This is a genomic window from Pantanalinema sp. (assembly GCA_036704125.1).
GTDB lineage: Bacteria > Cyanobacteriota > Sericytochromatia > S15B-MN24 > UBA4093 > JAGIBK01.
This window is the reverse complement of the sequence record DATNQI010000072.1, coordinates 1-22191: the sequence shown is the minus strand read 5'-3', so window position 1 is coordinate 22191 and position 22191 is coordinate 1. Positions and strand designations below refer to the sequence as shown.

The window sequence follows — 22191 nt, the reverse complement described above, 5'->3', positions numbered from 1 at the left end:
CCGGGCGACCGAGACGTCGACGTCTCGGTCGCCCGGCGTTCATGAGGTCGTTTCCCTTGCTTGCGATCGCTCCCCTCGCCCCTGCCACTGCCCAGCCGTACAGCGCCTTCACCTATCGCCAGTTCCGCCCGTGGCTGGTGGATGAGCGTCATCCGCGCGCACAAAGCTTGATCGCTGTGGGGGCGCGGCACGACGACGAGCCCGTGGGGCTCGTCGTCGCGGGAGTCGAGGAGGGCGGCGAGGAGGCCACCCTTTGCTCGGTCTTCGTGAAGGAGCGTCATCGCCGGGCCGGGGTCGGGACGGCCTTGCTCGCGGCCCTCGAGGCGACGTGCCGCGAGCAGGGCATCCGGCGGCTGGTGACGCGCTTCCACGAGGTCGGCGACACGATGCCTCTGCGCCGCCTCCTGGCGAACGCGGGCTGGGGGGCGCCGTCCCTCATCAGCCGGTACTATCGGTTCGCGCTCCAGCCCCTGCATGATGCGCACTGGCTTGCGCGCTGGCGTACGCCTTCCCGCTACCGCTTGGTTCCCTGGGCCGAGGTGCCGCAGGCCGTCTGGGCCGAGGCGGAGCGCGCCCTGGCGCATGAGACGGACAACCCGGAGTACTTCGAGCCCAGCCGCAAGGCGCAGCCCATCGCGGGGCCCTGCAGCTACGCCTTGTTCGAGGCCGATGTGCTCGTCGGGTGGTCCCTGGTGGATCGGGAGATCCCGGGGACGCTCTACTACCGTGCCCTCTTCATCCGGCCGCCTTTTCGCAACAGGGGGCTCGGCGTTGCCCTGGCCGCGGCGACCGCCCGCGGCGCCCTGAACTCGGGGGCCTCTCACGGGGTCTTGCAGGTGCTCGAAGAGAACCTCGAGATGCGCAAGATGCTGGAGCGCCTGGTCATGCCGCTCCAGCCGAGGATCACCGCCTACTTCGAGACGAAGCGCGACCTCTAGCTGCCGCCCATGCGGCGCACCATGACGGTCTCCCGCAGCATCTGACCTTCGGCGTCGTACTCGCGCACGAGGACCTGGCTCGCCCGCTCCATCTCGACGGGCTCACCCGCCGCGTTGACCGCGAGCTTGACGACGCGCACGATGGGCACGGTCTTCTCGGCGTCGTCGGGGGTGTCGATCGGCTTGTCGCCGCGCAGGTAGATCGCGCGGGACTCGACCGGAACGCTCATGGCGTTCTTGCGGGCCACGACGGCCCCCGTGTTGCCGTCGACGTATTCGATGGTGTGGTTCATGGTGCTTCCATGCTAGGTGGTGAGGGGCTCGCTTGCGGGGCGCGCCTGCGACGCGCGCGCGACGAAGGCGTCCGGAGCGATCGTCTCCATCTTACGCCGTAAATCGTCCGGCGTGGGCTGGTTGGCGAACAACGTGTCCACGTCGAGCGGATCCTGGACCAGCGGCGGCTTGTCCTTCGTCTCGGGCGCCTTCGGTTCGAGTGCCTTCGTCTGCGGCCCCGGCGCCTTCGCCTTCGGCTCGGGGGGCTTCGCCTTCGGTTCTGGTGCCTTCGCCTTCGGCTCGGGCAGCTTCGCCTCCGGTTCGGGGGGCTTCGCCTCCGCCTCGGTCTTGGCGGGTTCCTTGGGCGGCAGGGGGCTGTCCGATTCGGTGACGGTCCGCTCCTCGCGGATCTTGCGGTACTCGCGCTTGACCTCGAGCGTCTTGAGGTCCACCGGCGGGGTGCCGTTGAGCACCGCCGGGTTCGCCGGGGCCTTGTCCGCGCCCGGGGCGAAGCGGCTCCAGAACTGGTCCATCATCGCGGCGCGGTTGGGGTAGTCGGCGTGGAACCTGGCGAGGGCCTCGGGCGAGGTCTGCCGGGCCGTCTGGTAGAGCGACCACGAGTCCGCGAAGTCCTCGATCGGGGCGGCCTTGGAGTAGGAGGTCGGCGTCTTCTCGTCCTTGGCGATCGCGGCTTCGTACCCGTCGGGCATCATGACGCGCTTGCTAGAGGCCTTCGGGCTCATCAGGTGGGCCATCTCGTGGTCGAAGGTGGCCTTGTCCAGGTACTTGCCCTCGTGCCAGAAGGTGATGACCCCGCCGCCGGCGGTGGCCGCCGAGCTGAAGTTAGGGATGTTGTACGTCTTGGCGAACTCCGCGTCCGTCGGGTTCTTGTCGGGCGAGATCCGCAGCAGATCCAGCTCGTCGCGGATCTCGGGCAGGTTCATCGAGAAGAAGTTGATCGCAAGCGCCAGGTTGACGGCGGGGTCCTCGCCCTTCGGCATCTGGAGCTTGAAGCGATCGTCGCCGACCCGGACCTCGTAGACGTCCTCATCGCCTTTCTGGCCGTCGCGGTCGATCTGGACCTGCTCCGTCTGACCGAGCGAGTTGGTGAAGGCGGTGGGCTTGTTGCTCGAGAGCGCCTCCTGCACCGTCGCCAGGTGCGGAGCGGGCGGGGTGGGCTTCATGGGCTCAAGGATGGTGACGGTCGTTGTCGTGCGGATGTTGCCCTGGGCCGTGTTCGTCGCCTGGAGCGCCGAGCAGAGGCATCCTCCGTCGTGGGCGCAGCCGGTGGCGGTCTTGGCGCTTGCTGATAGGGCAAGTGCGTCGCATTGCATGGACGGGCCCCGCGGGTTGCCCTGGCCGGGCGTCTCGGGGACGGGCTGAGAAGCATCCGAACCCGAGGCCTTGAGAGGCCTCGGGTTCGGGGTGGATTGGCTGCGAGTCGGTCCTAGCATGACGGGGCCCTTCTGAGAAAACGCTTACTTAGGGTTGTTTTCCCGGAAATCGCATCACTTCTTGCGTCCGCGCCGCGAGTTTTATCGCAGTTTTAATCAGGGCTGGCCGGTATTCAGCGCTTGACCGTGAACTGGCGGGTGGTGGTGTTGTAGGCGCCGGGAACCACCTTGCCGGCGGGATCCAGCAGCTCCAGCTTGATCGTGTGCGTGCCGCTCGCGAGGTCGTCGAAGTAGACGGGCAGCCACTCGCTCAGGACGGTGCTCTTGCCGTCGAGGGTGTAGCGGACCTTGTAGCCCGTGGGCGAGAGTTCCGCGTTGCGCACCCAGAAGTCCATCAGGATGCTCTCGGCGGCCTGGCCCTCGTAGGTGCCCTTGGGGCGGCTGTAGGTCAACAGCGGCGCGGCGGGGTCGATCTTGCGGGAATTGTCTGCCTTCTTGACTGCGAAGTTGACGAAGGCGAAGGCCTCGGGGTTCTTGATGCTCTCGTGCCAGGCGCGGCTGGGGAAGGCGCGCAGGGTATGGCTGCCGGGGGCGAGGTTCTTGAGCACGAAGGGCTTCGAGGCGTCGTAGACGGGCAGGTAGGGCTCGTTGTCCAGGATGAGGTGGACGTGCTGGGCGGCGGGGGCCACCTCGTAGTTCGAGAGGTCGAAGGTGACCGACACGTCCGAGCCTGCGAGCACCTCGCCCTCCTTGGGGGCCGTGATCTTCAGGCTCGGCAGCGGCGCGGCCTCCTGGACGGCGGTCGCGGCGTCGTGGTCGTGCTTGACGTTCTGCTGGCCGCAGGCGGCGACCCCGAGGGTCAGGGCCGCGACGGCGAGGGTCCTAAAGGTGGCGTCGAACATGCGAGGTCTCCTGGTGCAGGGGGGTGAGCGATACTAGGACGATCGGGATGCGGAGTCGGTGCGATCCGCGGGACGGAACGGGGTGCGCAGGATGCGATCGAGCGAGTAGCGCCCGCCGCCGATGAGCATCGCCCCGAGCGAGATCGCAAGGTAGATGAGGCCCAGCTCGAAGACCTTGAGCGGATCTCCCTGGCCCATGTGGTGCCACACGGCGATCGCCATGGTGAACGCCGCGAACAGGGCGGCGACGGGGGTGAACAGCCCGAGGGCGACGAAGAGCCCGCCCGCGAACTCGGCGAGCGCCGCCATGTAGGCGAAGAAGAGGGGGACCGGGAAGCCCAGCGGCTCGACCGCTCCCTTGGCGAAGCCCTCGATCATCCGCCCGCCATCGGGCGTGGCGCCGAACAGCTTGGCGTAGCCGTGAGTCATCAGCAGGAGCCCGAACGTCACCCGGACGATCAGCCAGCCGATATCGCCGAACGAGCCGCCGGCCCAGCGCTTCAAGAACATGGGGTTTTCTCCTTTACCGGGCTCCGTTGTAGCCTTCCAGGCAAGGGGTGTCAATGCGAGCGCAACAACCTGGCTTGGCTTGCCGCTTTGCCTCGCGTTATACTGGATCATTCGGCAGCGATAACGTAAGGAGCCTCCCCGTGCTAGACATCAAGCTCATCCGGCAGGAACCCGACCTGGTCAAGCGTGGCCTTGCGCGCCGCGGCTTCGAATTCGATTTTGACGCCCTGGTGCGCCTCGACACCGAGTTCCGCGAGAACCAGGCCAAGCTGGACGAGCTGCGATCCATCCGCAACCAGGCCAGCGAGCAGGTCGCCGCCCTCAAGAAGGCCAAAGAGGACGCCTCCGAGATCATCGCCTCGGTCAAGGCCAACGGGGAGCGCATCAAGGAGCTCGAGGCCCGCCAGAACGAGGTGGAGGCCGAGCGCCAGGCCCTCATGTACCAGATCCCCAACCTGCCCGACTCCTCGGTGCCCGATGGCCTGAGCGAGGACGACAACGTCGAGATCACGCGCTGGGGCACTCCCCGCGCCTTCGACTTCGGGGTCAAGCCTCACTGGGAGCTGGGCGAGGCCCTGGGGGTCATCGACTTCGAGCGCGCGGTCAAGCTCGCCGGTACCCGCTTCACCCTGATGAAGGGCCACGGAGCGCGCCTGGAGCGGGCGCTCATCAACTTCATGCTCGACCTGCACACCCTCGAGCACGGCTACACCGAGATCCAGCCGCCCTACGTCGCCAACGAGGAGACGATGCTCGCGAACGGCAACCTGCCCAAGTTCGCCGACCAGCTCTTCAAGCTCGAGGACACCAAGCTCTACTTGATCCCGACCGCCGAGATCCCCCTGACCAACCTGTACCGCGACGAGATCCTCGACGAGGCCGCGCTGCCCCTGCACATGACCGCGGGCACCCCCTGCTTCCGCTCGGAGGCGGGGGCCGCGGGCCGCGACACCAAGGGCCTGATCCGCGTCCACCAGTTCGACAAGGTCGAGCTGGTCAAGGTGGTCGCCCCCGAGACCTCCATGGACGAGCACGAGAAGATGACGGCCAACGCCGAGGCCGTCCTGCAGCGCCTGGGCCTGCCCTACCGCAAGATCCTGCTCTGCGCCGGCGACATGGGCGCCAACGCGGTCAAGACCTACGACCTCGAGGTCTGGATGCCCGCCCAGGACAAGTACCGCGAGATCTCGAGCTGCTCGAACTGCGGCGACTTCCAGGCCCGCCGCGGCGGCCTGCGCTTCCGCCGGGACAAGCAGGTCCAGTTCCCCCACACCCTCAACGGGTCGGGGGTCGCGGTCGGCCGCACCGTGGCCGCCATCCTCGAGAACTACCAGCAGGCCGACGGCTCGGTCGTCATCCCCGAGGCCCTTCGCCCCTACATGGGCGGGATCGAGCGCCTCGTGCCGGCCGGGAGCGGCGAGACGGCCAAGGTCTAGCCTTCGCGGATTATGGGGACGGACGCTCGGGTACAATACGAGCGTCCGTCCTGCTTTTCTCACGGAGGTTCTCCCCTTGAGCACCGAAACCGTCTCGTCGCAACCCGGTTCGGCCCCCCCTCACAGCGCCTTCAATCATCCGCGCCTCCAGGAGCTGATGAAGAAGGCGGGGACCGTCCCTGGCGTCGGTCAGGTGCTCTTGCAGATCCTCTTCGACACCGTGAACCCCGCGGACCGGATCCTCGGCTGCTATTACCAGTTCGACGCGACGGTTGGCGGCCCCGGCGAGTCGGCCGGCAGCTTCTACGCCTGCGAGGTCGTGCTCGTCACCTCGGCCTACTTCATCCTGATCAACCTCTTCCCCAAGTCGCACACCTTCCGCAAGAAGAAGATCCACACCATCGGCGAGGTCAACCTCAAGTACGATCCCCCCGCCATGGACGAGATCAAGAACGTGCAGGCCGGCAAGTTCCTTCCGACCAACCTCACCATGGCCGTCAACTTCATGGACGACAAGGGCCAGGTCGTCGAGACCTGGCAGAGCGAGACCACGCACCCCGACGCGATCCGCAACCTGTTCGACATCCAGCGGATCCTCAGCAAGTGCGTCGGCTTCCCCCTCGCCCAGATCCCGCCCGCCGCCGTCGGCGCCCAGTCGTAACCAGGAGCCGCCGTCGCCATGAACATCATCGACTTTTTGCGGACCGCGGTCCAGAAGACCGCCTCGGACATCCACATCAAGGTGGGGTCCAGTCCGGTGCTGCGCATCGACGGCCGCATCGTGCCCACCGAGTACAAGACCCTCACCCCCGCCGACACCCGCCAGGCCCTTTACAGCCTGATGAACACCGAGCAGCGCCAGCAGTTCGAGCAGAACCGCGAGATCGACATCAGCTTGACCATCGACGGGCTGGCGCGCTTCCGCGTGAACGTCTACTTCGAGCAGGGCAACATCGGGGCGGCCTTCCGCGTCATCCCGCTCAAGCCGCCGGTGGTCGACGGCATGGACCTGCCGCCGGTCATCAAGAAGCTCGCCCTGGAGCGCCAGGGCCTGGTGCTCGTCACCGGCCCCACCGGCTCGGGCAAGTCCACGACGCTGGCGGCCATGGTCGAGTTCATTAACACGACCAAGGACGTCCACATCCTGACCATCGAGGACCCGGTCGAGTTCGTCTACCAGAACAAGAAGTCGGTCATCACCCAGCGCGAGCTGGGCGCGGACACCCTGACCTACCCCAACGCCATCAAGTACGCCCTGCGCCAGGACCCGGACGTGATCCTGATCGGTGAGATGCGCGACCAGGAGACGATCCTCGCGGCCGTCAAGGCGGCCGAGACGGGCCACCTGGTCATGAGCACCATGCACACCACCGACACGGTGGGCACGGTCTCGCGCGTCATCAGCACCTTCCCCCCCCACGAGCAGGACGGCATCCGCCACCAGCTCGGCGGCATCCTGCGGGGCGCCGTCTCGCAGCGTCTCATCCCGCGCAGCAACGGCCGGGGCCGCCGCGCGGCGGTCGAGGTGCTCGTCTCGACGCCCACCGTGCAGGACATCATCTACAAGAACGAGCTCGATCAGCTCAACCACATCATCAACCAGGGCGGCATGGACGGCATGCAGAGCATGAACATGGCGCTCTTCAACCTCTACCAGGACGACGTGATCAGCCTGGACGACGCCCTTTCCTACTCGGAGAACCCCAACGAACTGCAGCGGATGATGCGCGGTGCCTTCCACGGCAGCGGCTCGGCGCGCTAGATGTGATCAGGCCTGGTCAGAGGACGCCATGTTGAAGCAATTTGGAGCGGTTGCGCTGGTGCTGGGGCTCGCGGGCTGCGGTTGGTACACCAACGTGCCCGCCCAGATCAAGGTGCAGGGCGTCGAGCCCGGCACGGTCGGGGTCGTGTTCGATACCAGCGGCTCGCCCACGTTCACCAACCCGACCATCACGGCGATCGGGGAGCAGGGATCCATCGGGGCAACCTACGTCAAGGCTGAGGTTACGTACTTCGACTCGGCGAATAAGGCCATCCCCGAGTTGGATGCCAAGGGCTTATTCCTGAGCCTGCGGGTATCGCCAGCGTCGTTGACACCTTACACGAGCGATCCCACCAAGGAGCGCACCTTCACACAGGGGACGGGCAAGGCGGTGCTCCCGATCATCAGCCAAAAGGTCCTCGATTACGCCAAGACCAACAAGCCTGGGGCCGTCTATGCAAACGTCCTTATGATTGGTGAGGATGACGCCAAGTTCGGGACGACGCTTAACGCTTACGTCCCGATTGTCTTCTCAGGCTTGTAGATGCGAGGCCTTGTCGGGCGCCTGCTGCGCGACGAGCGTGGTCAGAGCATGATCGAGTACGCGCTGGTCGCGGGCGCCCTCGCGGTCGGCATGATCGTCTCGATCAGGCTACTGGGCGGTGCCTTCGGCCTCGCTTACGGCCATCACGCCAAGGGCCTGATGCGGGCTCACTAGAACCAAAGAAGGAAGCGCCCGCCGGATCCGGCGGGCGCTTCGTTTCAATTGGCGTTGAGGTGCTCTCGCACCCGGCGGATCGAGTCGGGCAGCAGGCTCTCCTGAAATCGGTTGAGCAGCCATGCCGGCATGAGCGGGATGCCGGGATCGCCCTTTGCCGCGTAGTACACCTGGCAGAGCTTGGGCCCCTTCGGGACCACCTCGATGGTGCCGTCGTACTCGAGGATGGTGCCTTCGATCCGGTGATAGGAGAAGGAAAGGGTCTCGGGCGAGAGGGCGGTGGCGTTGGTGACCCACCGGTCCCCGATGGGCCAGGGCAGCCCCAGGACCGCGCGCACGTTCAGGACGTTGCCCTTGCGGCTCAGGATCTGGGTTTCCTTGAGCTTGAAGATCTCGGGGTAGCGATCGTAATCGGTGAAGGCCGCGAAGACCCTGGCGGCGGGCGCCTTGACCTGTCCGACGGCCCGGAAGTGCTTGAGCGCGTTGCTCGTCTTCTCGACCTGGATGATGATGTCGCCTCGATCGATCTGCGCCTGCTCTTTGTCGCTGATGGTCCCGAAGGGATCCTCTTCGGCGCGGGCGGGTTGCGCCACCAGCAACGCACCGGCGATCGCGGTCGCGAGGGAGGCGGCGAGGATCTGGGTGGTCATCGAGAGCCTTTCTTCAGGCGAGACGAAGGGCAGTATGAAATACTTTTTATACCTTGGTATATGTTTTAGCAAGTGAAGTTTTATGTGACCTCATTCTAACTTATTCCCGCCTTAACCAAAAATTTGCCGGATTCTTACCGAGTCGGGAGATCGCAGGGCGATAAGAAGGGTGTGAAGAGTTTACCGCCCCGTAAGCCAGAGGAGGAATGCACAATGGAACTGATCGCCAAGCTCATCCGCGAAGAAGAAGGCCAGTCGATGGTCGAGTACGGTCTGATCGTCGCCGTTGTCGCCCTGGTTTGCGCCGGCACCTACAAGGTCCTCGGTGAGAAGATCAACGGCATGATCGAGAAGCTCAGCAAGAGCGTCGATGCCATGTCCAAGAACATCAAGTAAGCTTCGACAAGACCAAGGGCCCTCGCATCGACGCGAGGGCCCTTTTGCATGGGACTCAGTATTGTAGGCGGGCGGCCGTCGCTTCGAGTCGCTTGCGATCATTCGGCTTTATCTTGGAGGTGCCGAGCGCGCTTGGCAGGCTGATGTGCCAGTTGTTGAAGTGGTTCTCTAGACGCCAGCCGAAGGGTGTCTTTTCCAGCTTGAAGCGGATCGTTCGTTTTCCCGGATCGATCTTGACGCCGCCGTCCGACCAGGTCGTCCCGAGTTGCAGGTAATCGACCGTGAGGTGCGCCGTGTCACGGTCAATTCGGGAGTCCCGGATGCTGTAGCTGGCCACGATGGTGGCGGCATCCCACCCCGGTACGTGACCGGGGCACATGATGGCAGAATCGAACCAGGCGTTGGCCGAGGTGAAATCACCCCTGAAATCTCGCCGCAAGTATTCCTGCATCAGCTTATGCGGGTCGGGGTGATGGGGTTTGGCGACGAAGTCACACGAGTTCTCCGGCGCCTTCCAAGCGACCAGAAGGGGCAAGACGCCCACCAGCAGCAAAGCAACTGGACTCCTCATTGAAGATCCCTTCTCTCGAGCGTTCGGCATTCAAGATTCGCATGGTTCCTGGCGACATGAAGGTTATATGCCCTTTCGATCGTGAGGTGCTTCATGAACATTGCTGGCGTCACAGCCCATTCGCCTTCGCCGTCATCCTCTCGAAAGGTGCCGGCCTCATCCACCGAGGCGAGCTTCGAGGAGGCTTTCGCCCAGGCGAGGCGCGAGGTCGGCGGCGGTGGGATTTCGGAAGCCCTCAAGAACGGTCCTCTTGGCTCGCTGTTCAAGTACGCGACCAACGGCGTCATCACGGGTGACGCCATCCGGCGCGAACTGCGCGAGGAACAGGCCGTCTTCCAGCGACAGTTTGCCGCGGCGCTTTCGAAAGCAGGCGTCGATACGGCTCACCCGATCGATCTGCAGATCGACTCCCAGGGCATGATCGTCGTTGCGGGCACGCATCCGGACAAGGCGAAGATCGAGGCCCTCTTCGCCAATGACCAGGCCATGGCGGAGCGCTTCAAGAAGATCGGTTCCTTTTCGAGGTTGCTCAAGGCGGGGGAGGAGGCCGTGGAGTTCCAAGCCGCCTACCGCCGAGATCCCGAGAAGGCGGTCGCGCAATACAGCCACCTTTTCGATTCCGAATGGATGGGCGAGTTCACCATGCGCGTGAAGACCGGCGACCTCGCGGGCGCCCTCTCTTTCGAGATCCTGTGGCAGAAGCTCGGGCTGGGCGGTCAAGGATGCTTATCTTCGACTTAATCGAAGTTTGAGTTGGATCTTACCGAGTTCGGATCGGGCGGGGCGATAAGAAGGGTGTGAAGCGTTTTGCCGCCCGAGTGAACCAGAGGAGGAATGCACAATGGAACTGATCGCCAAGCTCATCCGTGAAGAAGAAGGCCAGTCGATGGTCGAGTATGGTCTGATCGTCGCCGTTGTCGCCCTGGTTTGCGCCGGCACCTACAAAGTCCTCGGTGAGAAGATCAACGGCATGATCGAGAAGCTCAGCAAGAGCGTCGATGCCATGTCCAAGAACATCAAGTAAGCCGAAAACAAACACGAAAGCCCTCGCAGCAGTGCGAGGGCTTTTTTCGATCGTCGAGTCTCCCAAGAAGGGGAAGCAGGTCATGATGCAGCGCGTCGCCATCTGGTCGGGAGTCATTTGCATGAGCTTCTCCGCCCCGTGCTGGGCGACGGATGCGGCCACCTCTTCCGCCATTTTTGACGATCCTCATCAGTCCACGCCGGAAGAGTTGCGTCTTGAGCGAATTCATGACGCGCCTGTCAGCGTTTACCTCACGACGGACCTCATGCTCGCCGCCAAGGCAAAATACGGTTACATCCACCAGATGAAGAAGAGGGGCAAACAGTACGTCGCCATGGTCCACCTGGCGCAGTACTTCAACGGGGACAGAGCGGAGGAAGAGGCACGCCGAGATCGAAAAGAGCCGTGGCCCGGCGGGATGTATATGCGGGATGCCTACAAGAAGGGGGATAAGCTTCTCACCCTTCTCATCGATGAAGACGTAACCTTCATCAAGACCCATTCCGATCGTCTGGGTTTTTACAGGATCGGTTATCTCCACGATTATCTCTACGACCGCAAAATCGATCATTCCTACGCCTCGAACCCGTTCGGCTGCAAGCTCTGGTCCGATAAGTATCGAGAGCGCAATTCCACGGGCTTCTGGTTCCTGACGATCGACGGCAAGATTCGCTACGTCACGGATGCCTTTTTCCCTTGAATTGTCTTATCTTTGACTTAATCGAAGCTTGAGTTGGATCTTACCGAATTGGGAGATCGGAGGGCGATAAGAAGGGTGTGAAGAGTTTAAAGCCCCGCAGGCCAGAGGAGGAATGCACAATGGAACTGATCGCCAAGCTCATTCGTGAAGAAGAAGGCCAGTCGATGGTCGAGTACGGTCTGATCGTCGCCGTTGTCGCCCTGGTTTGCGCCGGCACTTACAAGGTCCTCGGTGAGAAGATCAACGGCATGATCGAGAAGCTCGGCAAGAGCGTCGATGCCATGTCCAAGAACATCAAGTAAGCAAGACTGCAACTTCGAGGCCCTTCGCGACGGCGAAGGGCCTTTTGAATTGGGGGGTGATACCACGGTGTCCACGCGCACGCCTCAGGCCTGGATCATGGCTATCGAGCGCATCTTCCGGGAAGAGGCGTCGATCGACCGCGCGACCCACGAGAAGGCCTACCTCAAGAGCGATCTCGTGTTCATCGGGATCACGGTCCCCCGCATCCGACTGGCGGCCAAGGACTTTCGGCGGACCTTCCCTCGCTTGGCGCAGGACGAGGTGCGAGATGCGGCGCGCATGCTGTGGGCGCCGGGTGTTCACGAGCTGCGATCGCTTGCGATCGCCATCGTGGAGCTGTACGTTCCTCGCCTCGACGACGGGGCCTTCGCCCAGGTGGAGGCCATGCTGCGCGAATCCGTCACCTGGGCGCATGTGGACTGGCTCGCCGTGAAGGTCGCAGGGCCGCTCGTCGATCGCCATCCGCGCCGCGAGGCCATCCTCGAGGCGTGGTCGGAGGATACCAACTTCTGGATGCGCAGGGCAGCCATGCTCGCCCTGCTGGAACCCTTGCGCGCAGGACAAGGCGACTTCGAGACCTTCTCCCGCTTTGCCGAGAAGATGCTCGACGAGAAGGAGTTCTTCATCCGCAAGGCGATCGGCTGGGTGCTTCGCGAGGTCTCGAAGAAGCGCCCGGATTTGACCTGTCAGTTCCTCGACGCGCACCATGCGCGTGCCTCGGGCCTCACGCTGCGCGAGGCGAGCAGGCAATTGCCCGAGGCGCAGCGTGCGCGGTTTGTCCGTCCGCGTGGCTAAGCAGGTCGGTGTGAAACTAGTCGTTCGCTTGATACCCCGCCCCCGGGTGGGGCGGGGCTAGGGGTGGGGGGATCTAAACGTTCCTAGTCCCTCACGAAGGCATGAGGAACTTGATTGTATCCCCCCACCCCCGACCCCGCCCCACCAGGGGGCGGGGAGGACGCAGGCAGACGTTCGATTCAGGCAATAGGTGCTTAGCCAGACGGTTGTCGCACGCGCAGCTGAGGCTTGCGCTTGATCAGGCGGCGCGCCCGATCGGCGACTTGGGCAGGAATGAGGCCGACCGAGACCGCGGCTTCCACGAGGTCCTTGTCGATCTGGACGTGGCTCACGCGCGCGAGCGTTTCCGGGGGGAGGGCCTTTTGCAGGGTGGCGAGGTCGTAACGCACCAGGTCCGACTCCACCAGCACGGCGCTCCCCGAGGGGGTGGTCGCCGCCTTGTCGGGGCTGACCTCGAGCGCGACCCGCAACTGCTGCTCGATGTGCTCTCGCCGGGTCTCCAGCCGCTGCACCTGCTCGCTCAGCGACAGGTAATCCCGGATCAGCTCGTCCAGGAACGTCGCCGATACCTTCGACGTGCTCGTCTTGGCCATGGCCGGCCCTCCTCGCTCCGGATCCAGCATAGAAGGCGGCAGGAATAACGCCAAGCGCCATTCTTCCGATGGTTTATCTTCGGCTTAACCGAAGCTTGAGTTGGATCTTACCGAGTCGGGAGATCGCAGGGCGATAAGAAGGGTGTGAAGAGTTTACCGCCCCGCGAGCCAGAGGAGGAATGCACAATGGAACTGATCGCCAAGCTCATCCGCGAAGAAGAAGGCCAGTCGATGGTCGAGTACGGTCTGATCGTCGCCGTTGTCGCCCTGGTTTGCGCCGGCACCTACAAGGTTCTCGGTGAGAAGATCAACGGCATGATCGAGAAGCTCGGCAAGAGCGTCGATGCCATGTCCAAGAACATCAAGTAAGCATCAACAAAAACTCAGGGCCCTCGCAACGATGCGAGGGCCCTTTTCTTACTTGGTGACGGCTTCGCGCGGCAGGATCTTCGCCTTCAGGAACTTGCGCTGGCCGTTCTCGATGCGCCATTCCGCTTCGAGGAAGGCGATCTTGTCGGCGCGAGAGGCGCCCGAGATGGACTGGGTGGTCTTGATCCGGTCGCGGCCCGCCACCTCGAGCTTCGAGATGCCGTCGGCACCGTGCCCCATCTCCATCCGGCGCTTGAGCGTGCCGTCCGGCCAGTAGACGCCCGTCGAGATGTACTCCTGCTTCTCCGTGGACCGGTCGAAGACCTTCTTGAGCCCCTTGGCCTCGACGACCACCTGGAAGTTCGGCTTGAAGGTCACCTTGACGTCTGCCGGCCGGTTCAGGGCCTCCTGGAGGACCAGGGGCTTTAGCTTGCGGTCGAAGGTGAAGAGGCTGAAGATCTCGACGGCGCTGGTGCCCGAGGGGTTGAAGGAGACGAGAATCTCCTGGCCGGTGCGACCGTCCAGGTCCTCCAGGTCGAGCTCGGGATCGTAGCCGGCGTTCATCTTGCCGACGCTCGCGCGGTACATGGTGCGATGGGCGCCGTCCTCGACGAAGACGGTCAGGTCCGTGCGATAGGCCTCGCCCGCCTTCTTGCCCTTCAGGAGCACGGTGTCGGGCATCCCGTCGCCGGTGACGTCGCCGATCTCCTTGTCCAGGACGAGAAGGCCTTGCCCCGCATCCGCGGCCCAGGCTCCTGGCGTCGCCAGCGCGAGCGACGCAGCTGAGAGCAGCAGGCTCATGGTCCGACCGTATGCGCGTTCCACCGTGGTTCTCCTTTGGGTTCGAATGCTTGCCATTCCCAGTATAGGTGCTCGAAGGCGGGTGATACCAGCGGGGGGGGCGGGTATGGTAACTCAAGCAAGTGAGAAGAATTGCGACGATTTTTCGTTCGTAGATAAGGGGCGATCGCGTTCGTGTGGATCTGGGGCTTGATCCCGGTGTTACTGGTGGCCGTCTATACCGACTGGCGCTGGCACCGGATCTACAACTGGCTGACCTTTCCCGCCTTCTTCGCGGGCCTCGTCCTGAGCCTCGTCATGGGCGGGGTGCCGGGGCTGCTTTCGAGCCTCGCGGGGGCCGGAATCGCCCTGGCCGTCTTCCTCTTCCTCTACCTCTTCGCCAAGATGGGGGCCGGTGACCTCAAGCTGATGGTCGCCATCGGCGCATGGATCGGTTATCCCCTGATCCTGGTCGCCCTGGTGGACGTGGCGCTGGCGGGCGGGGTCATCTCGCTGCTCTTCGCCCTGCGCTACGGGGCGCTGATGAAGGTCCTGCGCAACATCTACTTCTTCATGCTGAGCCTCTTCACCCCGGGAGCGAAGCCCGACGCCATGCTCGGCACGAGCGCGCTGCCGCCCTTCCCTTACGGGGTCGCGATCGCGGCGGGCACCCTGATCGCCCTGTTCTACCCGCACCTGCCCACTTTCTTCGGGAGGTAGAGGCATGAGGCTACGGGGGCGCGCGCTCAGGGACGAATCCGGCCAGAGCCTGGTCGAGTTCGCGATCGTGCTGCCGATCCTGCTCGTGCTCACCTTCGGCACCATCCAGCTCGGCATCTTCCTCCAGCGCCAGATCACCCTGACGGGGGCGAGCTTTCTGGCGGCTCGCGCGGCCACGGTCGGCGGCCGCGACGGCGTCGCCTTCGACGCGCCCGCCAAGGAGGTGCTGAGCGCCTACGGCGAGGAGTCCGAGCAGCCCTGGATCAAGGCGATCGCCGAGGGCAGCGACGGGCAGGTCACGATCAAGACCGAGGAGACCGAGCGGCTCATCAGGCTGACCGCCGTCAAGGACAACAAGGAGTGGAACGAGGGCCTCGCGGCCTTCTCGCGCATGCTGGGCGCCGGCACGCCGCCCAAGGTCGGCCAGATGGGCGGGACGATCGCCATCAACCGCGAGTACGTGCGGGGCAAGGGGGCAAGGTCCGCCGCCCAGGCCGACAGCAACCAGATGGTCGAGTACCAGGCGGATCTGGGGCCGATAAACGGCATCAGCAACGCGACGAGACCCGTCACCGATGCCATCCGGGGCGCGTTCGACAAGGTGGGGCTCGGGGATCAGGCGGTAGGCATGGTGGGGGTGTTCACCTTCAGCCCCTTGCAGGCGGTGGGGCCCAACCCGGGCGGCGACATCTACATGCCCGGCCGCTCGAAGGCCGCGGTCTACGCCTCGTCGGACAACGAGACCCTTCCCACTGCCTTCACCAAGCAATCCACGCAGCTTGTGGAGAGCCTCAGGAACGCTCCCTTGGCGCTTGGCTCGCTCCAGAAGGCGACGATCGCCATCCAGGACCCGCTCATGAAAGCTGGCCTCGAGGGCTTCCTGTACGGCGTCAGGCGGATTGCGGATGCGGCGGATAGAACCATCGTGGGGCTGGATGTCATCGACTCCCAGGTCTTCGGTGTCACCAAGAGGGGCGAGTGATGCGCCGCGCGCTCTCGATCCGGCGCCTCGCCCGTGAAGAGGATGGCCAGGCCCTCATCTACGTCGCCCTGGTCCTGGCGGTGCTCGTGACGGTGCTGTTCGCGCTCTTCGATCTGGGACGCCTCACCACCGCCAAGATCCAGGCCCAGAACGGGGCGGACGCGGCGGCGCTCGCCGCCGTCTCGGTCAAGGTCAGCGTCCACCACACCCGCGAGCTCGCCTACCTTGCCATGACCGAGCAGGGCCTCCGCGCGCGGGTCGAGTTGCTGCACGCCCTGGGCAACCTCAACAACGAGGCGGAGTTCCAGCGGCGCCTCGCACGCGCCAGCGGCTACGTCAAGCGGGTCGAGAAGCTCCGGGATCGCTTGGTGGAATACAACACCTGGGTCGACCAGGCCGGCCCCGAGATCGTGGCTGACGCGGCCCGCATGGCCTACGTCGCCAACATCCAGGGAATGAACGATCACCTGAGCACCGGGGCTGCGATCGACGCCCAGAACGTCCGGGCCTTCGACGACCAGCAGGCCCTGCGCGAGAACACGACCCAGCAGCAGTTCATCGGGGCGGTCAACTACCCCAACGAGGGCCTGGGCAAGCAGAAGGGCGGCGGCAAGAGCTTCGTCGAGGTCGTGCCCAAGTACCAGGGCTCCAACTGGTCGCTCTTCGGCGTCAAGACCGGCGAGAGCGCGGTGGACGTGCCCGCCTGGGCCTCGGCGGGCTACGTCTCCAGCGAGGAGATCGAGAAGGATCCTGCGGCCAAGGGGCAGGCGCTCAAGATCGGGGCCTTCGGGCTCAGGTGGTACTCGCCGCGCCTGGTGCGGACGGGACAGAAGCACAACGGCAGCTTCGGCGGACCGAACGCGGGAGGCGGCATTGTCTCTGAGCACTAGGACAAGGAACTTGATTGGATCCCCCCACCCCCGACCCCGCCCCACCGGGGGGCGGGGGGGACTCCAGCGGGGGCAGGCGATGGTCGAGGCGGGGCTGCTCTTGCCCCTGCTCGTCTTCATGCTGCTGGCGGTCGCCTTCATCGGGTTCGGGATTTACGAGCGCCAGAACGTGCTCATCGCGAGCCGCTTCGCGGCGCGCGAGGCCTCGATCAACGCCACCGCGGGCGGCATCAACGACAAGCTGATGGGCGTCGGCGTCCTCAAGGAGGCCGCCAACGGCGCCGATCGCGCCACCTACGCCCGCAAGGTGCTGGGCACGTCCCGCGCGGTGGATGCCGCCGCCCCCACCTGGCGCTACGAGAGCGTGGCCCCGCGCAAGGTCATGAAGGAGGCGACCCCCCTCGGGATCTACGCCCGCGCCTACACGGCCAAGGATCCCACCGGCAAGTTCGGCATCGGCTTTGTCATGTACGGCCAGCGCATCACCTCCAAGGCGGGCTGGTTCGAGTCGGTCGGCACCGGCGCCAACGAGGGCGCCAGGCTCGTCACGGGCAAGTCCGGCAAGATCTGGGACGGCATGGGCGTGCGGGCCGAGGCCTACATGCCGGGCGAGCTGCCCGTGCGGATGCCCGTCGGCGCCAAGGTCGGCCTGGTGGATCTCAACCCCTGGATCAAGGAGGTCCTCGAGGCGCCGCTCTCGCCGTGAGACTCTTGCTTGTCTTGCTGCTGACGCTCGGGGTCCAGCTCCCGGCCCTCGCCCTTGTGACAGAGGAGCTGGCGCGGGGTAAGATACCCTTGTATCCTGGCGCCAAGCCGCATTCCACCAAGCTCTCCAGGGGAGACCAGGCGATCGCGACCGTCGAGGCGGACCTGCGATCGGTCGTGGCCTTCTACCGAAAGGAGCTCCCCCGCAAGGGCTGGCGGGCGGCAATCGACGACGACCTCCTGAACCGGGATCTCGACAAGGTTCCGCTCGCGCTCCTGCTCTACGAGAAAGGCGGCTCGCGGCTGAGGGTCGTCGTGGCTTCCAGGCCGGGTGCAAAGCCCGTCTCGACGATCTGGCTCGGCGCCGAACCGAGCCGCAGGCAACAGGAGTTGGACCATGGCAAACCTGCGCGATAAGCTGCGCGAGCAACCACCGGAGCCGCCCGAAGACGGCCTCCGGCAGCCGCGCGTCGCGAAGAAGGCCGTCACCAAGCACCTGGTGGCCAAGGCCAAGTCCCGCTCGGGGACCGCCGCGCGGGTCGGAGCCAAGGCCAAGACCCGCGCGAAGGCCAAGGCCGCCCCCAGGCCCTCGCTGCTCGACGGGCTGGACGTCAATCGCAAGCTCCTGTTCGCGGCCCTCGGCATCGCGGCCCTCGCGGGCCTGATCGCCGTCACCTACCTCTCGGACCTCGAGGACGGCTTCGCGAAGGGCCACACGATGGTCGAGGTCTACGTCCCCTCCGAGGACCTGCCCGCCCGCAAGCAGCTCGACTCGTCGGTCGTCACGACCGTGAAGTTCCCCAAGAAGCTCCTGCCCGAGGGTGCCATCCTCGACGAGAAGGACCTCGAGGGCAAGATCACCCTGGCCCCGGTCGTGAAGGGCGAGATCCTCCACAAGAAGCGCATCGCGCCCCCTTCGGCCGCGACCGGCGTGGCCCCCAAGCTTCGCGCCAACGAGCGCGGCTTCCTCTTCGTGCCGGATGGTGCCAACGACATCGCCCTGGTCAAGCCCGACGACTACGTGGATTTGACGGCGACCATCCAGACGCCGACCGGCTTCCTCTCGACCAAGGTCGCCCAGCGGGTGCGGGTGATGTCGGTCGGCAACCGCTTCTCGAACGCGGTGGCTGCCACCGAGGAAGAGGCGAGTGCTGCCTACGGCGACCTGTTGACCCTCGCGGTGCCCTCCAACAAGGTGGCGCTTCTGGCCGCGCTCAAGGAGCAGGGCAACCTGAGCCTCTCGCTGCGCGAGCAGGGAGACGCCTCGGTCACGCCGCCCGAGATCTCGGAGGCCGAGCTGGTGCGCTACGTGCTGGGCAAGGTGCCCGTGGCCCAGGCGCCTCGCCCGGCGCCGGTGAAGGTGGTGCCGCGCACGGTCGTCGTCCGCGAGCCGGCCCCGCGGCCCCGGCCGGTCGCCACGGCTCGCCCCGTCGCGCCCAGGCCCGATCGCGTCGAGATCTTCAGCGGCACGACGCTGATCCAGTCGAAGAAAAATCAGTAAAAGGAGTTCCGCCGTGTTGCGCGCTTGGGCCAAGGCGAATGAGATCACCCCCCCCTCGCCCCCCGGGGGGAAGAGGCTTGGCTGCCTTGGGCTCCTGGTTGCCTTGTTGCTCGCATGGGCCTTGCCGGCTCAGGCGATCGCCCCGGACATCGTGATCCGCATGGGCCAGACCATCGTGTACACGGTTCCCGAAGGGGTCGATCGCGTGGCGGTCGGCGACGGCGAGGTGCTGGGCGTCCAGCAGCTCGGAGGCCAGAGCAAGGACCTGCTGATCAGCGCCAAGAAGCCCGGCTTCACCAACTTCCTGGTGTGGCCCTCGCCCGTCAGAGGCGCCGACGGCCGCATGATCCAGGGGGCGGTGCGCAACTACAACATCGAGGTCCTGACCTACCGCCGCCCCGAGATGGTGGCGGTGCGGGTCAAGGTGCTCGAGGTCAGCCGCTCCGAGTCCGGCAAGACCGGCGTGGACTGGAGCGACGCGGTCTCGTGGACCGAGGCCCCGCCCAACTCGCCCTTCCGGGTCGGGTTGCCCATGCGCTCCTCGCTGCTCGAAGCGCAGCTCAACATGATGGTCCAGAACCGCAAGGCCAAGCTGCTCGCGCAGCCCACCCTGCTCACCATGAGCGGCGAGAGCGCCAAGTTCCTCTCGGGCGGCGAGATCCCCATCCCCTTGATCCTCAACAACAGCTCCTCGATCGAGTGGAAGCCCTTCGGCGTCAAGCTGGACGTGACGCCGCGCGTCGAGGGGGCCGACACCATGGTCCTCAAGGTGCGCCCCGAGGTCTCGCGCATCGACCAGGCGAACGCGATCAAGCTGCCCAACATCTCGGTGCCGGCCGTCGCGACCCGCTGGACCGAGACCTTCATGCAGCTCAAGAGCGGCGAGAGCATCGTCGTCTCGGGCCTTCTGTCGGACGAGGACGAGGAGACGGTCACGGGCGTGCCCATCCTCTCGAGCATCCCCTTCCTCGGCGAGGCCTTCAAGTACCGCGAGAGCCGCAAGAACCACACCGAGCTGGTCTTCCTGCTGACGCCGACCATCGTGAACAACCCGGCGTCCATGCCCGAGAACGAGTACGGGAAGCGCTAGTCCATGGCTTCCCGTTTGATCCTGGTCTTCGGCGCAAAGGGTGGGCTCGGGCGCTCGGTCCTCGCGGGTAACCTCGCGGTCGCGATCGCCCGGCGCACCAAGCGCGCGACCGCCCTCTGGGACCTGGACTGGATGGGTGGCGGCTCGCAGGCCTCCTACCTGGACCTGGACCCGGCGCCCGGCACCTGGGCGGACGTGATCCGCGGCGCGAAGCCCCTCGACGAGGCCCTGGCCGAGCACGAGTCGGGCGTGTCGCTGCTCGCGGCTCCTCCGGTCGGCGAGACCCTCGTCCCGCGCGCGGCGGACGTCGCCTCGATCGCCCGCGAGCTTTCGCGCGACCACGAACTCGTCGTGGTCGATACCAGCTTCCCGAACCTCGGCCACGAGGCGATGGTCGCCCTCTTCGACATGGCGAGCGTCGTGCTCCTGATCGTCACCCCGGACATCACCACCCTCAACGCCTCCAAGGCCGTTCTCGACCAGGCGCGGGCGCTGCGCTTCCCCATGGAGAAGATCCACGTGGTCCTCAACCGCGCGGGCAGCGTGGACGAGCTGAGCGCCGAGGACATCGCCGACCACCTGGAGCGCCCCCTCATGGCGCAGGTGCCCTCGAGCGGCGCGGTCGTCGTCTCGCTCAATCGGGGCGAGCCCATCGTGCTCAAGCAGCCCAGCCACCCCGTCTCTGCGGGCATCCTGCAGCTCGGCGCCCGGGCGCTCGCGCTGCCTGCGACCAATCTCGAGAGCGCCGCCAAGGGGGTGCTCTCGCGCGTCACCGAGCGCAGCGTCACGCAGGCGGCGGCCTCCAGCGCGCCTTCGAGCGCGCCGCAAGCCCAGGCGAATACCGCGGGCGAGGTGACGGCGCTCGTGCCCCATCGGGCCCCCGTGGTCGACCCGGTGCTCGTGGAGCTGCGGCGCGAGGTCCACCGGGAGCTGGTGGAGGCGCTCAAGCGCTTCAACCTGAGCCTGGAGTACCTGGCCGACCCCAAGCGCAAGGGCGAGATCCGCGAGAAGGTGCTGGAGGTGACGGCCGAGATCCTCGACCAGCTCGAGGACGTGCCGCTTCGCAACCGCGCCGAGCGCGTGGCCTTCATCAACACGATCGCCGACGAGGCGGTGGGCTTCGGGCCGCTGGAGCGCTTCCTGGCGGACCCGGCGGTCACCGAGGTCATGGTCAACGGTCACCAGACCATCTACGTCGAGCGCGGCGGCAAGCTGACCCGCACCCCGGACACCTTCACCGACGAGAAGCAGCTCAGGGTCGTCATCGACCGCATCGTGGCGCCCATCGGCCGGCGCGTGGACGAGAGCTCGCCCATGTGCGACGCGCGCCTGCCGGACGGCTCACGCGTCAACGTCATCATCCCGCCCCTGGCGCTCACGGGCTCGACCATCACCATCCGAAAGTTTCCGAACTACCGGCTCGGCATCGACGACCTGGTCAAGTACGGCTCCTTGAACGCCGACATGGCGCACTTCCTCAAGTGCAGCATTCTCGCCAAGCTCAACGTCTTCATCTCGGGCGGTACCGGGTCCGGTAAGACCACGCTCCTGAACGTGCTCTCGGGCTTCATCCCCAGCGACGAGCGCATCGTGACCATCGAGGACGCCGCCGAGCTCAAGCTCCACCAGGACCACGTCATCTCGCTGGAGAGCCGGCCGCCCAACCTGGAAGGGACCGGGGCGATCGCCATCCGCGACCTGGTTCGCAACTCCCTGCGCATGCGCCCCGACCGCATCATCGTGGGTGAGGTGCGCGGCGGCGAGGCCCTGGACATGCTCCAGGCCATGAACACCGGCCACGACGGCAGCCTCGCCACCGGCCACGCCAACAGCCCCCGCGACGCCCTGTCGCGCCTCGAGACCATGGTCCTGATGGGCGGCGTGGAGCTGCCGAGCCGCGCCATCCGCGAGCAGATCGCAAGCGCCATCCAGATCATCGTGCAGATCTCGCGCCTCAAGGACGGCTCGCGCAAGATCACGCGCATCTCGGAGGTCGCAGGGATGGAGAGTGACACGATCGTCATGCAGGACCTCTTCGCCTACGACCAGGAGACCGTCGATGCGCAGGGCCGCGTGGTCGGTCAGTTCCGCTACACGGGCCTGGTGCCCGACGCCGCCGATCAGTTCGCCCGGGTGGGCCTGAAGTTCGGCGCGGGCGGCATGTCGCTTTCCTCGTAGGAGTCTCGCTT

The 22191-nt window shown here is 65.6% G+C and carries 29 protein-coding genes; 21 read left to right on the top strand and 8 right to left on the bottom strand.

Going from position 1 to position 22191, the window contains the following annotated elements:
- A partial coding sequence (locus V6D00_11880) for a GNAT family N-acetyltransferase (GenBank protein ID HEY9899874.1) occupies positions 1 to 938 on the top strand: 938 nt, incomplete at its 5' end.
- On the opposite strand, the gene V6D00_11875 is transcribed toward V6D00_11880, so the two are convergent.
- The 4 genes from V6D00_11875 to V6D00_11860 all read right to left on the bottom strand — a co-directional run bounded on the left by V6D00_11875 (position 935) and on the right by V6D00_11860 (position 4017).
- Entirely contained in the window at positions 935 to 1231 is a 297-nt protein-coding gene (locus tag V6D00_11875; protein HEY9899873.1) for a hypothetical protein, read from the bottom strand. The two genes, V6D00_11880 and V6D00_11875, sit on opposite strands and share 4 nt — an antisense overlap.
- A gap of 12 nt (positions 1232 to 1243) precedes the next feature.
- Positions 1244 to 2545, bottom strand: coding sequence for a hypothetical protein (locus V6D00_11870; GenBank protein ID HEY9899872.1), 1302 nt, complete (start codon positions 2543 to 2545; stop codon positions 1244 to 1246).
- 233 nt (positions 2546 to 2778) lie between these two features.
- Positions 2779 to 3507 carry a hypothetical protein gene (locus V6D00_11865; GenBank protein HEY9899871.1) on the bottom strand — a complete coding sequence of 243 codons (729 nt, stop codon included), beginning with the start codon at positions 3505 to 3507 and terminating at the stop codon, positions 2779 to 2781.
- 33 nt (positions 3508 to 3540) lie between these two features.
- Positions 3541 to 4017, bottom strand: a complete 477-nt coding sequence (locus V6D00_11860) for a DoxX family protein (protein ID HEY9899870.1) — start codon at positions 4015 to 4017, stop codon at positions 3541 to 3543.
- Positions 4018 to 4157: 140 nt separating this feature from the next.
- On the opposite strand from V6D00_11860, the gene serS reads away from it, so the two are divergent.
- From serS to V6D00_11835, 5 genes are all read left to right on the top strand, one after another.
- Positions 4158 to 5453, top strand: a complete 1296-nt coding sequence (gene serS, locus V6D00_11855) for a serine--tRNA ligase (GenBank protein HEY9899869.1) — start codon at positions 4158 to 4160, stop codon at positions 5451 to 5453.
- 76 nt (positions 5454 to 5529) lie between these two features.
- The gene (locus tag V6D00_11850) at positions 5530 to 6114 is read left to right on the top strand and encodes a hypothetical protein (protein ID HEY9899868.1); all 585 of its coding nucleotides are present in this window, start codon (positions 5530 to 5532) and stop codon (positions 6112 to 6114) included.
- Between the two features lie 18 nt (positions 6115 to 6132).
- Positions 6133 to 7215 carry a type IV pilus twitching motility protein PilT gene (locus V6D00_11845; GenBank protein HEY9899867.1) on the top strand — a complete coding sequence of 361 codons (1083 nt, stop codon included), beginning with the start codon at positions 6133 to 6135 and terminating at the stop codon, positions 7213 to 7215.
- Between the two features lie 28 nt (positions 7216 to 7243).
- Positions 7244 to 7759, top strand: coding sequence for a hypothetical protein (locus tag V6D00_11840; GenBank protein HEY9899866.1), 516 nt, complete (start codon positions 7244 to 7246; stop codon positions 7757 to 7759).
- On the top strand, positions 7760 to 7933 hold the full coding sequence (locus tag V6D00_11835) for a hypothetical protein (protein HEY9899865.1): 174 nt from the start codon (positions 7760 to 7762) through the stop codon (positions 7931 to 7933). It abuts the gene before it with no gap.
- 44 nt (positions 7934 to 7977) lie between these two features.
- Here the strand turns inward: V6D00_11835 and V6D00_11830 are convergent, their stop codons facing one another.
- On the bottom strand, positions 7978 to 8583 hold the full coding sequence (locus tag V6D00_11830) for an SRPBCC family protein (GenBank protein HEY9899864.1): 606 nt from the start codon (positions 8581 to 8583) through the stop codon (positions 7978 to 7980).
- A gap of 213 nt (positions 8584 to 8796) precedes the next feature.
- Between V6D00_11830 and V6D00_11825 the strand changes: the two genes are divergently transcribed.
- Positions 8797 to 8979 carry a Flp family type IVb pilin gene (locus V6D00_11825; GenBank protein HEY9899863.1) on the top strand — a complete coding sequence of 61 codons (183 nt, stop codon included), beginning with the start codon at positions 8797 to 8799 and terminating at the stop codon, positions 8977 to 8979.
- Positions 8980 to 9034: 55 nt separating this feature from the next.
- Here the strand turns inward: V6D00_11825 and V6D00_11820 are convergent, their stop codons facing one another.
- Positions 9035 to 9532, bottom strand: coding sequence for a hypothetical protein (locus tag V6D00_11820; GenBank protein ID HEY9899862.1), 498 nt, complete (start codon positions 9530 to 9532; stop codon positions 9035 to 9037).
- A 165-nt stretch (positions 9533 to 9697) separates the two neighbouring features.
- Here V6D00_11820 and V6D00_11815 point away from each other — a divergent pair, with 165 nt between their 5' ends.
- From V6D00_11815 to V6D00_11795, 5 genes are all read left to right on the top strand, one after another.
- On the top strand, positions 9698 to 10291 hold the full coding sequence (locus V6D00_11815; protein HEY9899861.1) for a hypothetical protein: 594 nt from the start codon (positions 9698 to 9700) through the stop codon (positions 10289 to 10291).
- A 100-nt stretch (positions 10292 to 10391) separates the two neighbouring features.
- Entirely contained in the window at positions 10392 to 10574 is a 183-nt protein-coding gene (locus V6D00_11810; protein HEY9899860.1) for a Flp family type IVb pilin, read from the top strand.
- Between the two features lie 82 nt (positions 10575 to 10656).
- A complete protein-coding gene (locus V6D00_11805; GenBank protein HEY9899859.1) occupies positions 10657 to 11274 on the top strand; it encodes a hypothetical protein in 618 nt (205 codons plus the stop codon).
- A 119-nt stretch (positions 11275 to 11393) separates the two neighbouring features.
- A complete protein-coding gene (locus V6D00_11800) occupies positions 11394 to 11576 on the top strand; it encodes a Flp family type IVb pilin (protein HEY9899858.1) in 183 nt (60 codons plus the stop codon).
- 67 nt (positions 11577 to 11643) lie between these two features.
- Positions 11644 to 12372, top strand: a complete 729-nt coding sequence (locus V6D00_11795; protein HEY9899857.1) for a DNA alkylation repair protein — start codon at positions 11644 to 11646, stop codon at positions 12370 to 12372.
- A 194-nt stretch (positions 12373 to 12566) separates the two neighbouring features.
- Here V6D00_11795 and V6D00_11790 read toward each other — a convergent pair whose 3' ends face one another.
- Positions 12567 to 12965: a hypothetical protein gene (locus V6D00_11790; GenBank protein HEY9899856.1), complete on the bottom strand. Its 399-nt coding sequence runs from the start codon at positions 12963 to 12965 to the stop codon at positions 12567 to 12569.
- Positions 12966 to 13151: 186 nt separating this feature from the next.
- Between V6D00_11790 and V6D00_11785 the strand changes: the two genes are divergently transcribed.
- Positions 13152 to 13334: a Flp family type IVb pilin gene (locus V6D00_11785; protein ID HEY9899855.1), complete on the top strand. Its 183-nt coding sequence runs from the start codon at positions 13152 to 13154 to the stop codon at positions 13332 to 13334.
- A 48-nt stretch (positions 13335 to 13382) separates the two neighbouring features.
- Here V6D00_11785 and V6D00_11780 read toward each other — a convergent pair whose 3' ends face one another.
- Entirely contained in the window at positions 13383 to 14159 is a 777-nt protein-coding gene (locus V6D00_11780) for a hypothetical protein (protein ID HEY9899854.1), read from the bottom strand.
- 174 nt (positions 14160 to 14333) lie between these two features.
- On the opposite strand from V6D00_11780, the gene V6D00_11775 reads away from it, so the two are divergent.
- From V6D00_11775 to V6D00_11740, 8 genes are all read left to right on the top strand, one after another.
- Positions 14334 to 14834, top strand: a complete 501-nt coding sequence (locus tag V6D00_11775) for a prepilin peptidase (GenBank protein ID HEY9899853.1) — start codon at positions 14334 to 14336, stop codon at positions 14832 to 14834.
- 4 nt (positions 14835 to 14838) lie between these two features.
- Positions 14839 to 15816 carry a TadE/TadG family type IV pilus assembly protein gene (locus V6D00_11770; protein HEY9899852.1) on the top strand — a complete coding sequence of 326 codons (978 nt, stop codon included), beginning with the start codon at positions 14839 to 14841 and terminating at the stop codon, positions 15814 to 15816.
- A complete protein-coding gene (locus tag V6D00_11765) occupies positions 15816 to 16706 on the top strand; it encodes a pilus assembly protein TadG-related protein (GenBank protein HEY9899851.1) in 891 nt (296 codons plus the stop codon). The genes V6D00_11770 and V6D00_11765 overlap by 1 nt, the downstream gene beginning before the upstream one ends.
- A gap of 10 nt (positions 16707 to 16716) precedes the next feature.
- Complete coding sequence (locus V6D00_11760; protein ID HEY9899850.1) at positions 16717 to 17412, top strand: TadE/TadG family type IV pilus assembly protein; 696 nt, start codon at positions 16717 to 16719, stop codon at positions 17410 to 17412.
- Positions 17409 to 17828 carry a hypothetical protein gene (locus V6D00_11755; GenBank protein HEY9899849.1) on the top strand — a complete coding sequence of 140 codons (420 nt, stop codon included), beginning with the start codon at positions 17409 to 17411 and terminating at the stop codon, positions 17826 to 17828. Before V6D00_11760 ends, V6D00_11755 begins: the two co-directional genes overlap by 4 nt.
- The gene (gene cpaB / locus V6D00_11750) at positions 17809 to 18912 is read left to right on the top strand and encodes a Flp pilus assembly protein CpaB (GenBank protein HEY9899848.1); all 1104 of its coding nucleotides are present in this window, start codon (positions 17809 to 17811) and stop codon (positions 18910 to 18912) included. The genes V6D00_11755 and cpaB overlap by 20 nt, the downstream gene beginning before the upstream one ends.
- 103 nt (positions 18913 to 19015) lie before the next feature.
- Entirely contained in the window at positions 19016 to 20002 is a 987-nt protein-coding gene (locus V6D00_11745) for a pilus assembly protein N-terminal domain-containing protein (protein ID HEY9899847.1), read from the top strand.
- 3 nt (positions 20003 to 20005) lie between these two features.
- Complete coding sequence (locus tag V6D00_11740) at positions 20006 to 22180, top strand: ATPase, T2SS/T4P/T4SS family (GenBank protein HEY9899846.1); 2175 nt, start codon at positions 20006 to 20008, stop codon at positions 22178 to 22180.
- Positions 22181 to 22191 lie beyond the last annotated feature (11 nt).

What these genes read in the sequence shown, in the direction of transcription:
- V6D00_11875 (HEY9899873.1), bottom strand. Translation starts at nt 1,231, where the DNA reads ATGAACCACACCATCGAATACGTCGACGGCAACACGGGGGCCGTCGTG.
- V6D00_11870 (HEY9899872.1), bottom strand. Translation starts at nt 2,545, where the DNA reads ATGCAATGCGACGCACTTGCCCTATCAGCAAGCGCCAAGACCGCCACC.
- V6D00_11865 (HEY9899871.1), bottom strand. Translation starts at nt 3,507, where the DNA reads ATGTTCGACGCCACCTTTAGGACCCTCGCCGTCGCGGCCCTGACCCTC.
- V6D00_11860 (HEY9899870.1), bottom strand. Translation starts at nt 4,017, where the DNA reads ATGTTCTTGAAGCGCTGGGCCGGCGGCTCGTTCGGCGATATCGGCTGG.
- V6D00_11845 (HEY9899867.1), top strand. Translation starts at nt 6,133, where the DNA reads ATGAACATCATCGACTTTTTGCGGACCGCGGTCCAGAAGACCGCCTCG.
- V6D00_11840 (HEY9899866.1), top strand. Translation starts at nt 7,244, where the DNA reads ATGTTGAAGCAATTTGGAGCGGTTGCGCTGGTGCTGGGGCTCGCGGGC.
- V6D00_11835 (HEY9899865.1), top strand. Translation starts at nt 7,760, where the DNA reads ATGCGAGGCCTTGTCGGGCGCCTGCTGCGCGACGAGCGTGGTCAGAGC.
- V6D00_11830 (HEY9899864.1), bottom strand. Translation starts at nt 8,583, where the DNA reads ATGACCACCCAGATCCTCGCCGCCTCCCTCGCGACCGCGATCGCCGGT.
- V6D00_11825 (HEY9899863.1), top strand. Translation starts at nt 8,797, where the DNA reads ATGGAACTGATCGCCAAGCTCATCCGCGAAGAAGAAGGCCAGTCGATG.
- V6D00_11810 (HEY9899860.1), top strand. Translation starts at nt 10,392, where the DNA reads ATGGAACTGATCGCCAAGCTCATCCGTGAAGAAGAAGGCCAGTCGATG.
- V6D00_11805 (HEY9899859.1), top strand. Translation starts at nt 10,657, where the DNA reads ATGATGCAGCGCGTCGCCATCTGGTCGGGAGTCATTTGCATGAGCTTC.
- V6D00_11800 (HEY9899858.1), top strand. Translation starts at nt 11,394, where the DNA reads ATGGAACTGATCGCCAAGCTCATTCGTGAAGAAGAAGGCCAGTCGATG.
- V6D00_11790 (HEY9899856.1), bottom strand. Translation starts at nt 12,965, where the DNA reads ATGGCCAAGACGAGCACGTCGAAGGTATCGGCGACGTTCCTGGACGAG.
- V6D00_11785 (HEY9899855.1), top strand. Translation starts at nt 13,152, where the DNA reads ATGGAACTGATCGCCAAGCTCATCCGCGAAGAAGAAGGCCAGTCGATG.
- V6D00_11770 (HEY9899852.1), top strand. Translation starts at nt 14,839, where the DNA reads ATGAGGCTACGGGGGCGCGCGCTCAGGGACGAATCCGGCCAGAGCCTG.
- V6D00_11765 (HEY9899851.1), top strand. Translation starts at nt 15,816, where the DNA reads ATGCGCCGCGCGCTCTCGATCCGGCGCCTCGCCCGTGAAGAGGATGGC.
- cpaB (HEY9899848.1), top strand. Translation starts at nt 17,809, where the DNA reads ATGGCAAACCTGCGCGATAAGCTGCGCGAGCAACCACCGGAGCCGCCC.
- V6D00_11740 (HEY9899846.1), top strand. Translation starts at nt 20,006, where the DNA reads ATGGCTTCCCGTTTGATCCTGGTCTTCGGCGCAAAGGGTGGGCTCGGG.